4 protein-coding genes are annotated in these 14,390 nt (G+C 46.3%); 2 read left to right on the top strand and 2 right to left on the bottom strand.

What is annotated here, in order from left to right; genetic code table 11:
* Positions 1 to 174 precede the first annotated feature (174 nt).
* Positions 175 to 855 (bottom strand): response regulator transcription factor, encoded by a 681-nt coding sequence (locus tag ACN0VA_RS12865; protein WP_417821549.1) that lies wholly within the window; start codon positions 853 to 855, stop codon positions 175 to 177.
* Positions 852 to 2,207 carry a sensor histidine kinase gene (locus ACN0VA_RS12860; protein ID WP_417821548.1) on the bottom strand — a complete coding sequence of 452 codons (1,356 nt, stop codon included), beginning with the start codon at positions 2,205 to 2,207 and terminating at the stop codon, positions 852 to 854. The genes ACN0VA_RS12865 and ACN0VA_RS12860 overlap by 4 nt, the downstream gene beginning before the upstream one ends.
* A 275-nt stretch (positions 2,208 to 2,482) precedes the next feature.
* On the opposite strand from ACN0VA_RS12860, the gene ACN0VA_RS12855 reads away from it, so the two are divergent.
* Both ACN0VA_RS12855 and ACN0VA_RS12850 read left to right on the top strand, forming a co-directional pair.
* On the top strand, positions 2,483 to 3,787 hold the full coding sequence (locus tag ACN0VA_RS12855; RefSeq protein WP_417821547.1) for a formylglycine-generating enzyme family protein: 1,305 nt from the start codon (positions 2,483 to 2,485) through the stop codon (positions 3,785 to 3,787).
* 35 nt (positions 3,788 to 3,822) lie between these two features.
* Positions 3,823 to 14,370, top strand: a complete 10,548-nt coding sequence (locus ACN0VA_RS12850) for a cadherin-like domain-containing protein (RefSeq protein WP_417821546.1) — start codon at positions 3,823 to 3,825, stop codon at positions 14,368 to 14,370.
* Positions 14,371 to 14,390: the final 20 nt, after the last annotated feature.

Here is a 14,390-nt window from a genome sequence, read left to right as displayed (position 1 = left end):
TGTTCCGCATACCGTATAGGCACAGATGTAAAGACGTGTCACAATGACCGTGCCATATTACGTTCTTGCGCAATCCTGCAGCGTAGGCCTTGTCTGGTTCTGCAGTCTGGACGTTTGTATAAATGTTTATTTTGTGTGGGAAACGGGAAAACTGAATGGCATCCACAAGGGCATTTATTCGATCCGTGTGTCTCCATGAAAACTGTAGCCGATGTTGCGGATTGTTTTGATGGGAAGTTCTTCACCTTCTATGCTCACTTTTTTACGTAATCTGGATAGTAACGTATGGAGGTAACCTTCTTCAAAAGGAGAGGTGTTTCTGCCTAAGGCTTCAAGGATTTTTTCCTTATCAACAGGTTCGCCTTTTGCCTTGAAGAGAAGGTTCAGAAAATGGCATTCGTTTTCAGTGAGGTCATGGGACCGTCCCTCAGGGGAAAGCAGAGACAACAGCCTTTCATTCAGGATCCATTGGCCTGTATTTTGTGCGTATAAACGTTCGTACAAGGAATGGATCGTTGCTTTTAATTCGCGAATATCTATGGGCTTGGTCAGATAGACATCTGCACCACGTTCCAATCCTTCAACACGGAATTCCAGGTTTCGGGTTCCACTGGCGAGAATCAAACCGAAATTTGTTTCTTTACGCAAAGTGGGCAAAACTTCAAAGGCACTTTCATGGGGCAGGGATACATCCAAAATCAGAATGTGGGGATTGATCTCGTGGATAACTTTGTTCATTTCTCGGAATGACGTAAAAGGGAAAACTTCAAAGCCTTCACTTGCCAATAAGGCTGTCATAGAGGCTAAATAGTCCTGATCATCATCGACCAGAATTGTCTTTATCAACTGCGTCATTTTGTCGTTCTTTCTTGATTAAAGGTCGTTCTGAATATTGTGCCTTCTTGATGGAGAATTTCAATGTGCGCTTTATGCAAATGGATGATTTTTTCAGTGATGTAAAGTCCAAAGCCACTCCCGGAAATGCCTGCATGCTGTTTGGCTCGATAGAATTTCTCAAAAATACGTTCTCGTATATTTACTGGGATTTCTGCCCCTTCATTGAAAACATCGACAATAACGGTGTCATTGTTTTCCGTTTGAATAGATACATAACAACTGTCCCTGTTCGTCCCGTATTTTAATGCATTGTCTATCAGGCAAGAAAAAGCCGTGGATAATAAGAAAGGGTCCCCTTGCAGGAGAATGTCGTTATGGTCTTTGTTGTGGTTGTGGAACGGGATTTCATATTCAAATGATAGGTTATTCAAGATTTCTGTAAGACTGAATTCCACCTGACGAATGTTGTCATTTGTCGTTGAACTGGTCCACTCATGAATCAGAGATTTGTCAACAAGGCGGGATAAGCGGAAAGTAGCCCTGCGTACACGGTCTAATGCGTCACGTGAAACTGCCTGAATATCTTTTTCAAGGTTTTCAACTAACTGAGTGGAATTTAAGATGGTCCCTAAGGGGGTTTTAAATTCATGTGAGACCATCGCCCAGAAGTTGTTTTGTTCCAGGCGGGCCTGTTTCTCACTTTTCAGTGCAGAAGCGAGGTTTTCTTGCAGGCGTTCGGAAATTAACATCAAAAGTCCGACGGTAATTAAAATATGCCCCATGCTGATAGAAAGGAAAAGAAAAGCAGTTGATGTGCTGTTATTCATCAAATAGGTGACATTTTCATTTTTGACAATCATCCAGACACTACGGAGTAGCAAATTGCTGCCATCAAATAAAAAACCACCACCTGCTAACAGGTAGGCACTGCTTTTTGTTTGTGCAAAACGTTGAAGTAAAAGAAACCCCGAGCCTAAAAAAAAGATAAGATTGATTATGGTTATAAGATGGATGCGGGTATTTAGGTTGCGGTTGTCATCATACAAAAAAAGAAAAGCGACAAATAGAATAACATTAATGGCAATAGCCAATTTGTAGTTGGGTTTTAGGCCTAGATATTTTTGAATACCCAAAAATAGAATGGCGTTTCCAATCGCAATCAGGGAATTTGCGATTACGATGGAGGCAAAGGGAGCGATCATCCCGCGTAAAAGAAGCAATAAAAAACCGCACGCAAAAAACATTAAACCCACAGACCATTCGCGTGGGCCATCGATTTGTTTATTTTGGCGATAGGCAAAATAGACCATAACGGCGGATATGGTGTAAACGGCGCCTAAAACGACCGTAAGAGTTCTAATATCGAGCATACAGTTAATTTCATTTTACGGGTGTTGCAAACGCACATTGATCTGTTTTTATAATAAAAATACGTTGAATGAGAAGGTATTCTGAATAAGTAGGCTTATCAATAATTAATAATTGATAGCTTTCATATAATTCTAAATAAAAACAAAATCTTAAACAACTTTAAGAAGCGCTTATGTGTAAGAATTTGTAAGAATACTCCGCTTCTAAAGAAAGCTGTTTTTGTGGTAGTTCTTAAGAGTATCAATTTGAATCGATTAAATGTGTAGGGCCTGGAATGAAAAATTGGGTTTTGTGGGGATTGTGTTGTGTTTTAGGTGTGACGAACCTGATTAATGTTGCACATGCAGGCGGGGCAAAAGAGGCAGAAACGACTAAATCGAAACTTGTGATTATGTTGGATGGGCCGCAAGGTCAGGTTCAATGTGTCGAATTTCCCGCCTTTAATCGGGATGGCTGGCTTAAAGTCAATCATCTGCGCCCCAATACAAAGACTGTAAGTAAAAATGTTCTGCTCAAGAAAGGACAGAACCTTCTGGACCTTTCTACACAAGGTGGGATGATCGGGCAGTTTAGCTTGAATATCAAGCCGAAGGATGCAGAAGTCAGTCTGAACGGCAAAGCCCTTTCCGGTTCTTTGCAAAATTTAAGTGCAACGGTCGGTGGGCACGAGTTGTCTGTGCGCAAAAAAGGGTATCATCCGGCTGGTGGGCGTATTGCCGTGACACCATGTGGTGCAAATACATACAGCGTTTCTTTGCAGAAAATTAGAACGCAGACCCCGCCTGTTAAAGCAGAAAAAGTCCCAGCGGCCCCGAAATCTATTGAAATGAACCTGCCCGGTGATCGCATCAAAGATTGCCCGACTTGCCCGGAACTGGTTGTTGTTGGGTCTGGGGAATTTGTCATGGGGAATAAGACGGGTGGTCTTAATGGTGACGCTCCGTTGCGCCGCATTAAAATTGATTATGAGTTTGGCGTTTCCAATAGTGAAATCACCTTCGCCCAATGGGATGCTTGTGTTGCGGACGGGGGATGTGATGGGTATAACCCCGATGATCTGGAATGGGGCCGTGCGAACCGACCGGTTATTTATGTGAGCTGGAAAGATGCGCAGGAATATGTGAAATGGCTGTCGCAGAAAACCGGACAGACCTATCGATTGCCCAGTGAAGCAGAATGGGAATATGTTGCACGCGCCGGTACGACAGGGGATTACTGGTGGGGTGATGACGTCGGTGTAAATCAGGCCAATTGTGCCAATTGCCAATCACAATTTGATGGCAAAAAAACCGCACCTGCCGGGACGTTTCGGGCCAACCCGTTCGGGTTGTTCGATACGGTTGGCAATGTTTGGGAATGGGTTGAAGATTGTTATGCAAAAAATACATACAAAACCCACCGTTCTTACCCCGCTCCTTATAAAAATGGCCAAAACACCTGTAATCGTGTCTTGCGTGGTGGGGCATGGGATCTGGTCAGTCAGGGGGCGAGTGTATCGTTCCGTTATAACGCCAGTATAGATCTGCGATCTAATGCGGTCGGTTTCCGCGTTGTTAGAGAAATTAAAGAACATCAATAATTTGGCTTAGATTTGAAATGGGCGAGGGAAGAATAATGTCTGATGGGCAAGGTATTTTTGCGCTGGAACAACGCATTATGTTTGACGGGGCCGCAGTGGCGGATGTTGCCGATGCAACCGATAGCGCTGATCACGATGATGTCAGCCCCGCGGCTATACAAGAACCGCGCAAGGAAGTTGTTATCGTCGACCCTCGCATACAGGATTATCAATCCCTGTTGACCAATGTGGATGGAAATGCCGATGTCATTGTGCTGGGTGAAAATGCGAGCTTAAACGATATTGCTACTCTTCTGTCAGGCAAACAGGGGCTGGATACAATCCACATTCTATCGCATGGTGGTACCGGTTTTATTGCACTAGGTGATACAATTATTGATACGAGCGGGCTGGTTGCGAATACGTCGGCCCTTGGACGGATCGGAGATAGCCTGTCTGAAACAGGCGATATTTTGTTATATGGGTGTGACGTTGGTGCAGATGGTCAAGGGGCAGCTTTTGTCGAAACATTGGCTGACTTAAGTGGTGCAGATGTTGCGGCTTCTGACGATACCACGGGGGGCTCCGGTGATTGGGAGTTGGAGGTTCAGAAGGGAGAAATTGGAGCCTCGACAGCACTGGATATGAATGATCTGGAGGCATTTACCAACGATTTAAGCGTAGGGCAGGACTATACCTATAGTTATATAAGTTATGAGACGGTCCTTACAGATAATGACGGCAATAAATATGTATTGATTCCAAGAGTTTATGGCGTGCAAGACTTGGATCCCACCGATGGTGTTGATAATCATGGGGAAACCTCGAAGACAAGCACTGCTATTCAAAAATTTGATGTGGATGGTAACTTCCTTTGGGCCAAGTCTTTTACAGGATCAAAACGGTTTACCCTCGAAACGATGGATCTCGACGGATCCGGCAATATTTACTTGTCTGGCTATTTAAACGGTACTGTTGATAGTGATCCCAATGACGGAGTTGCAAATTTATCGGAAGACGCCAAGGGTTATCAGGGCGGTATCCACATCATTAAACTGGATGATTCTGGTAATCTAGCTTGGTCAAAAGTCTTTGATGTGATGGAGAGTCAAGCTTACCAATACAGTTCCTCTTTGGATAACGGAATGGTCAAGGTTGCGGCGGATGGAACTTTCTGGTTTGCGGCAACGTTGGAAGGGAAGGTAAATCTGGGTACGGCCACGTCACCAGTCTATGTGGATGTGGCAGATGATAGCGGAATTCTGGCGAAATTTAGTAGCAACGGCGACCTTTTATTCCACAAAGTCTTTAGTTCAGATGAAGAGGTTGAAATCTCGCAGATTGAAACGACGTCCAGCGGTGGTGTCATTTTGACAGGGGAAGTCGAGGGAACGCTTAACATTGATCCAGGCAATACTGATACAACAATTGTTGCCGACCAGTATATTTATACGAATAACCTGCTTGCCAGTTATGATGCAAACGGCAAGCTTCTTTGGCATAAAGTCTTTAACAAAGACAGCGGCGTTCAATTGGGTTCGTTTACGGTGGATAACAATGATGATGTTGTTATTATCGATTACATCTCAGGAAGTAATGAAAACAGAGATATTGATTTTGGAAACGACAAAACGGTTTCCTATGGTACAGAAGAGGTTTTTGCCCTTGTCAAATATGGCAGTGACGGTACGACCCTCTGGACGACAAGATTAATAGAAGAAGCTAGTAGCACCTATATTTCTCCCAATAATTTAATGATCGGAAACGATGCGTCGGGGAATTTATATGTTTCAGTAATTCTTTCGAATGGAAATACAGTTAAAATATCGCCTGATACAACAAATAAAACTGTTTCGAGCGGAGAATATCCGCTGGCACTCGTTCTTAAACTGGATACATCTGGCAATTATGTCTGGGATGCTCAGTTCAAGGGGGTAACGGAAAAAGAACAATTTTATTACTATGACATAGGGCCTTATGGTTATGATGATTATTATCATGATTTATATTATATGGAGGATTACGGTAGATTCTTTAATATGAATTTTGATGTTGCCGCCGATGGCACCAGCTATCTTACTGGTGTTGTTTCAGGTGCTTTTGACGCTGACCCAACCGAGCAAACATCATCTGTTGGTCAAGATAGTGTGCATTCCTCGACATCTTTTATTCTGACCGTGGGGGCCAATGGTCCTGTTGCCAATGCTGCACCGGCCTTATCGGTTGATGATACAGCAACGTCATATACGGAATTGTCCAATGCGGTTAAAATCGCATCAACAGGTACGCTGAGTGATAGTGACGGTAGTTCGGATTGGAATGGTGGTACGCTGAAAATTCAGATAAGTGCCAATGCAGAAGCTAGTGATCTTCTTTCGATCCCGGATGTTGCCGATGGGATCAATACGGACGGAACGAATTTACGTTACGGTACAACGGTGATCGGCACACTGAGTGCGAGTGAGGGGACGGTAAGTGGTGCAACAGCCTTGCTGATTACATTTAACGCCAATGCCACAAATGCACTGGTTCAGCATGCGCTTCAAGCGATTAGTTACAGCAGCATCTCACGTGATCCATCATCTGCACCACGCACAATTACTATTACAGCCACGGATAAAAATAACGCCAGCACCAGCGATACGCGCATGGTAAATGTCACCAAAATCAATAACGAACCTGTTGTTTCTATTGGTGGTAGTGCGCTTTCCTATACCGAAGGTGATGCGGCAATCACCCTCGCGTCAGGAGGGTCTGTTATTGTCAATGAAGGGTCAACCGATTGGAACGGCGGAACGCTTAAGGTTCAGATTAGTGCAAACGGTACGGCAAATGATGTGCTGTCCATCCCCGATATAACGGGGGGGATCCATACTGACGGGGTCAATCTGTTAAACGGTACGACTATAATCGGAACGTTGAGCGCCAGTGAAGGGACAGTCAGCGGTGTAACCGGTTTAACCATTACCTTTAATGCCAATGCGACAACGACATTGGTGCAGGATGTGGTGCGGGCAATTAAATTCAACAATACATCTTCCGATCCGAGCGAAGCAGCGCGAACTGTTTCCTTTACCTTAAACGATCAATATTCAAATCAAAGCGTTGAAACACGCACGCTCAATGTGCTTAAGGCAAATGCAGCACCAACCTTTGGGGAAGGGGCCTCTTTATCCGCGATTGATGCAAATGTTGCATCACCCACGGGGGAAACCGTTGCAAGTTTGCTGTCGTCTAAATATAGCGATGAGGAAAATACGGCTTTTGGCGGTGTTGTTATTGTTGGTAATGCCGCAACATCTGCGCAAGGGATATGGCAATATAGCACAGATGGGAATAACTGGTTCGATATTGGTGCCGTTTCCGCGGCATCTGGTCTGGTTCTGGATAAAACGGCAACATTGCGTTTTGTGCCCAATAATTCCTTTGCTGGCGGGGTTGTCGGCGGTTTGACAGTACATGCTGTTGAAACAACCAATACCTTGAACTTTACAAGCGGTGGGACACGCCAAACGTTTGACACAACCGGGGATGACGAAACATCTGTTGTTTCGGCAACGGGTGTCGTGGTGGATACCGGGATTAATGGAAAGCCCATTGTCCAGGGTCAATCGGATCTGAACGTTACGGAACAGCAATCAGCTACAATTATTGACAATGATATCACATTCAGCGGTGACAATAGTTATGTTGGCGGCTATGTGGAATTTGATCTGTCTTCAAGTACCAATGCCGATACGCTTGCCCTTTCCAGTGAAAGCGATGTTAATGCAAGCGGCGCAATTTCCATCGTCGGGGATACGGTTTATCAAGGCAATGGTAGTGGGCGCGACATTATCGGGACTGTTGATGAAACATTTGACGGGACCAATGGTAAAAAACTTCGCATTAACCTGTCTTCGGAAATCGCAAATACCACATTTGAAACCAACCTTGATGGCTGGACCGTTACAAACGAAGAATATAGCGGGCTGAACGGAACCACCATCAATTATTCCTATGTTGGCGACGGCAATGGCGGCAACAGTGCTGGTAGCGGCACAGGCACGACCAATACAACAGGCAGCAGTTACAATAGCTCCAGTTCATCCGTCTCGGTTTCTACAGATTATGCGTCTGCGGGAAACAGTTCGATGAAACTGACGATTTCCGGCAGTACAGCACTCACCAATACAGTCCAGAAAGATGGAAATTATTCCCTGCATGGTCCTTATGTCACCAGTAATGTGTTTTATGCTAGCCAAGGTGGCACCTTAAACGTGGATTGGAAGGCTGTTGGCGGCAGTGATGATTTTGAAGTATTTGGCTTTTTAGTCGGTGCCGGGAATGATGGTGAATTTAACACCGCAGACGATACCTCCACCCGCCTGTTTGGCCAACGTGGGGATATTCAGAGTGCCTGGGTAACGGAAACCTCCACCTTTGCTGCATCGGGTTTATATAAGTTCCAGTTTGTTTCCGGTACGTACGACGGGTCTGGCGGCGGTGGTGTCGGTGCAACCCTTTATGTGGATAATCTGCAACTGAATGTTTCAAAACCGACTTTGAATGATCAAACACTCAGTCGGATTGCGCGTCTGGTCACTTTCCAGAACAGCTCAGACAATCCGACCACCAGTGCACGTAACCTGACTTGGGCTGCACGAAACGCCGATGGGGAAACCGGGTCCGGGACAAGCACGATTACGATTAAGGCGGTGAATGACGCACCCGCACTTCAGGCAAACAATACTTTGAACGGTAATGAAGGCGCGACGATTACGATTGATAATACAAAGTTGAACGAAGGCGACCCCGATGATGAGGGGGCGGGTGTGACTTACACGTTATCCTCGGACGTGACCCAAGGGACGCTGTTTATTGACAGTAATAACAATGGTGTTGTCGATGGGGATGCCGAAAAACTAGTCAGTGGGGAAAGCTTTACCCAGGACGATATCGATAACAATCGTTTGAAATATACCCATAACGGTTCGGAAAATCTGAGCGATAGCTTCAAGTTCAATCTCGCCGATGGCGGTGAAGACGGTGTCAGTGCGCTAACGAATCAGACATTTAACATTTCACTCAGCAATGTGAACGACGCGCCGGAAATAACGAAAAACGTCGCGACCTCGTTGGACGAAGGCGCAACCAAAACCTTGACAACGGATATGCTGAATGCAAGCGATGTTGATGATAATGCGACAGGATTGACCTATACGCTCACCAGTGCCTTGGCGCATGGTCGTTTGGAATTGTCAACAAACCCCGGTGTTGCGATCAACAGCTTTACACAAAGCGATCTTGCCAATAATAAAGTGCGCTATGTACATGACGGTGGGGAAACCACGTCGGACAGCTTTGGTTTCAGTCTGGCAGATGGTGGTGAAAACGGGGCGACTGCGCAAACCGGGACGTTTAATATTACCGTTGTGCCGATAAATGATGCACCGACGGTGTCGAACCTGAATGGTGACAGCGTCACCTTTACCGAAGATAGTGACACCATCATTCTGATAGATGGAGCGAACGCTTTGTCTGTTGCAGATGTGGACTCTTCTAATTTTAATGGCGGCACGTTGACCGTCAGTATCGTTTCCGGTGGGGATAGCGCCGAAGATATCCTGTCGATCCTTAATCAGGGGACAGGCGCGGGGTTAATCGGCGTGTCCGGTACGACATTGACTTACAGCGGAACCGAAATCGGTACGATCGCAGGGGGAACAGGAACATCGGCCCTTGTCATTACGTTTAACGCAAACGTCACATCCACTGTTGTCAGCAATGTTATGCGCAATGTGACTTACGCCAACAGTGATACAGTTGCCCCGACGACAAGTGATCGAACAGTTCGTTTTGTCTTGAGCGATGGTGATGGGGCGAGCAGCGCTAATGCTGACGTAACGGTGAAAGTGGTTGGGGTGAACGATGCGCCAATCATCGAGACAAATAAAGGTCTAAGCGTGTTAGAAGATGCTGCGGCAACGCCCCTGACAACATCCATGTTGAATGTATCGGATCAGGATACCAGTGCGGCTTCAATCACATATAAAATCACATCAAATGTTACCAAAGGGGTGTTGACCAAAAACGGTGTTACGTTGAATACAAATGACACCTTCACACAAGCTGATTTGGCGTCGGGCCTTGTTAAATTTGCACCGGGTGCAAATAAAAATGGCGGTGACTCTTTTTCCTTCAGTGTCAGTGACGGGGCGACAACGCTGGCGGCATCGACCTTTAATATCTCGATTGGTGATGTAAATGATGCACCGGGCTTTACCAAAGGGGCGGACCAGACTGTTCTGGAAGATGCCGGTAAAACTACGGTGAATGGCTGGGCGACCTCGCTTGTAGCAGGCGGGGGCAGTGATGAAAATTCACAGGAACTCAGCTTTACACTCAGCAACAACAATAACGATCTGTTTGCCGAACAACCCTATATTGATAGTTCTGGAAATCTGTCTTTCACACCGGCGCAAGACCAGTTTGGGACGGCTGTGGTCAGTGTTTATGTCAAAGATAGCGGTAATACCGATAATAACGGTGTGAACCAATCTGCCCTTCAGACGTTTAATATTACAGTGACAGCCGTTAACGACAGGCCGTCCTTTGATATTGGGGACGGGGTGGTCGTGAACGAAGATGCGGGTACAATCACAAGAACCAGCTTTGCCTCTAATCTCAGCTTTGGACCGTCTAACGAAAGCGGCCAAAGCATTCAGAGCATCACGCTTAACGTTGATAATGCGGCCTTGTTCTCATCACAACCGACCATCAATGCAAATGGTGATCTGGTCTTTACCTTGGCGGCAAATGCCAATGGTATGGCGACGGTGACAGGGTATATTACCGATGACGGTACAACGGCAAATGGCGGGGTTGCCCAGTCAGAAACCAAATCCTTTACCATTATTGTAAATCCGGAAGCTGATGAAACGAAAATAGAAGCTGCGTCCGGTTTGAATATTAAAGAAGATGCAGGGGCAACAACCCTGACATCTTCCATGTTACGTGCAAGTGATGTGGATGTGTCCGATAAAAGTCAGCTGGTTTACACCATCAAATCGGCTCCGACAAAAGGGGCGTTGTCAAATAACGAAACGGCACTGGGCTTGAATGATACCTTTACACAGGCCGATATTGATGCCGGGCGGATCAGTTTCGCCCCGACAGGTGATGCCAACGGTATTGATGGGTTCGAATTTACTGTTACAGATAGTTCCGATAACGCCACAACAAAACAATTTAAATTTGCAATCAATATCAGTGCTGTCAACGATGCGCCCAGCTTTGTCAAAGGGGCAAACCAGACCGTTCTAGAAGACGCCGGTGCGCAGACCGTGGCAAATTGGGCCACCAATCTGTCAAAAGGGGTAGATAACGAAAATGGTCAATCAATCAGCTTTGTTGTCGGTAATGATAATAATACATTGTTTGATAAACAGCCGAGCATTGATGCAAACGGTCAATTGACCTATACCCCTGCCGATAATGCCAACGGCACGGCAACAGTGACCGTTTATATCAAAGATAACGGCGGGACTGAAAACGGCGGGGTCTATAAATCGACGACGCAAACCTTTACCATTACAGTCACAGCGGTAAATGACGCACCGGGCTTTACCAAAGGGGCAGACCAGGTTGTTGATGAAGACAGCGATGTGGTCACCGTTACCGGATGGGCAAGTGATATTGATAAAGGGACGGATAACGAAAGTGACCAGACGATCAGTTTCACCGTAACCAATAACAATAATTCATTGTTTAGCGTTCAGCCTGCGATTGATGCAAACGGGAATTTGACTTACACCCCAGCTGCCAATGCCAATGGGACAGCAACGGTAACGGTTTTTGTTTCCGACAATGGTGATACGGCCAATGGCGGTGCAAACCAGTCGGTCAGTCAAACCTTTACCATCAAGCTGAATGCGATCAATGACAAGCCGGTTAATTCCGTATCGACAGGGCAGATTACACAGGAAGATACTGCGATTACATTTAACGCCGCCAATGGTAATCTGGTTTCCATCAATGATGTGGATGCGGCAAATGACGCTATGTCGGTAACGCTGTCGGTTGAAAACGGGACATTGTCTTTATCGGGGACAACCGGGCTGACCTTCAATACAGGGGACGGTACCTCCGATACAACAATGACATTTACAGGGACCCGCAGTGCGATTAATAGCGCGCTTGACGGTATGATCTTCACCCCGACGACTAATTATTCCGGCTCTGCCCAGATTGTGCTGACAACTTCGGACCAAGGGAATAATGGCGCAGGTGATGTTGGTGTTGATAAAGACATCATCGCTATTTCCATACGTAGCGTGAATGATGCCCCAACCCTAACAGGTGACGCGACATTAAGCGCGGTGAACGAAGATTTATCCAATCCCGATGGGGTGCAAATAAACGCCATTATTGACAATCTGTTTCAAGATGCTGACGCGGATGACTTCCTATCCGGTATTGCAATTGGTTCGGATGCGTCGACATCTGCACAAGGGATATGGCAATATTCCACGGATGGCGGCACAACATGGGCGAATGTTGGAACCGTATCCGATAATGCGGCATTGCTGCTGAATGCAACAAGCAAATTGCGTTTTAAACCGGCACAAGACTATAACGGAACCCCGGGTGCGCTTAATGTGTATGCGGTTGATACGTCAACCAACACGATCTTCACGACCGCAAGTACGCGTCAGACATTCAATACAACGACAGACAATGCGACATCCCATGTTGGGGCGACGACTGTGTCGTTGGGGACGAGTGTTCAGGCTGTTAATGATGCCCCTGTTCATTCCCTGCCGTCTTCTGTATCGGTGAATGAGGATAGCGTCCTGACCTTTAGTACGGCCAATTCCAATTTGATTTCCATCTCGGATGTGGATGTTGCGGGTAATAATGTTCAAGTAACCTTGAGCATTACAAACGGTCTTCTGTCGTTGAAGCAAACAACAGGTCTGATCTTTAGTACAGGTGACGGTACATCTGATAGCACAATGACATTTACCGGCACTGTTGCTGCGGTCAATAGTGCTCTTGATGGTATGAAGTTTACGCCAACTGCAAACTTTAACGGTACGGCGACCCTGTCCCTGTCAACAAACGATCAAGGGGGGGTAGGCAGTGGTGGTGCGAAAAGCACATCTGATAGTCTATCGATTACGGTCAAAAATACCAATGATGCCCCGACCTTTACCGATAAGGCCGTCTTGGGGGCTGTGTTGGAAGATGCAAGCAACCCGGACGGGGCAACGGTTACATCCTTGTTCTCAACGCTGTTCAGCGATATTGATCCATCTTCAAGCCTGAGCGGCATTGTCATCACCGGAAATGACGCGAATTCTACTGCGGAAGGCCTATGGCAATATTCTACAGATAACGGATTGAGCTGGAATAACGTGGGGACAGTGTCGGCAGGCGCCGGTTTGCTTCTGGATGCGTCCGGTAAGATACGTTTTGTACCAGCTGCAAACTTTAATGGAGAAGCCGGACGTTTACACGTTCATGCCGTTGATAATTCCGCCAGTCTAACCTTCACAAGCGGGACAAACCGTCAGACATTTGATACGACAAGCGATGGACAGACTTCTGCCGTTGCTTCATCTTCGGTTCAGGTCAAAACGGTTATTACGTCGGTGAATGATTTACCCATCCTTCAAGATATTCAAAAGAAAATGGAATTTGGGGAAAGACTTAATTTCACCGCCGAGGATTTCGCAGCGGCGTTTTCCGACGTTGAAGGAGGAACGATCCAAACCATTAAAATTGTCGGTTTGCCAACAACAGGAGGCCTTTATTTTAAAGGGGAAGCGGTCAAAGTCGGGGATGAAATCAGCATTTCTAATATAGGCTTGTTGACTTATTTCCCTTCAAAGGGGGGCAGTGACAGTTTCCGTTGGATCGGCTCTGATGGTTTTGATTATGCAAGTACATCGAAATCCGTCTTTATCGATATTCATAAAACTCAGGTTAACCCGCAACCACCGGCTACAGGTGAAAATACAAAACAGGATAGCATTCCCCCAGTTGGGATCAACACCGACCCGGTTGTTGTCGGACAGGTTGCTGCTGGCCTCAATGGAGTGGGCGGTGAAGGTACACAAACCTTTATTTCAAATACAGCGCAACAAGGTACATTGGGGGCAGACGGTACCCGTACATTTATTGGTTCCGATGGGACAAATGGATTGGGCAGGGACGGGTTCCGCACAATCGTTCGTCAGATAACAAATGATCCGTCGCCTTCCTTTGGGCCGGGGGGTGTAAATGATACGGGCGTGGGCAATGGTGGTCTATCGTCAGGTGTCGGGTTTGGTAACGTTGACACAGGGGGTATCGGTGATTTGGGCAATGGGTTTGATGGGCGTTCCATCTTTGCCCCGGTGAACGATACGCCTTTGGAAAATGATGGTCTAGATGAGGGGGCATCAGGGTTGCAGGTAACACCCTTATCTGCAACAGGGCAAGGACAGGCGGTGTTGCAACCGTCAGGACGTTCCAGCTTTACATCCCAACTGGCGCAGGCTGGTGCATTGGGAATGAAGAATGAAGCACGTCAGCTTCAATCTGCAAATGAACAAATTTTAAAAATGAAACAGGCATAAGCTCTTAGGGGAGAATACTA

The organism is Terasakiella sp. (genome assembly GCF_048267425.1).
Taxonomy (GTDB): Bacteria; Pseudomonadota; Alphaproteobacteria; order Rhodospirillales; family Terasakiellaceae; genus Terasakiella.
This window is presented reverse-complemented; position numbering and strand designations above follow the sequence as displayed.

Excerpts from the sequence above, each read along its gene's own strand:
- ACN0VA_RS12865 (WP_417821549.1), bottom strand. The coding sequence starts at position 855 with ATGACGCAGTTGATAAAGACAATTCTGGTCGATGATGATCAGGACTAT.
- ACN0VA_RS12860 (WP_417821548.1), bottom strand. The coding sequence starts at position 2,207 with ATGCTCGATATTAGAACTCTTACGGTCGTTTTAGGCGCCGTTTACACC.
- ACN0VA_RS12855 (WP_417821547.1), top strand. The coding sequence starts at position 2,483 with ATGAAAAATTGGGTTTTGTGGGGATTGTGTTGTGTTTTAGGTGTGACG.
- ACN0VA_RS12850 (WP_417821546.1), top strand. The coding sequence starts at position 3,823 with ATGTCTGATGGGCAAGGTATTTTTGCGCTGGAACAACGCATTATGTTT.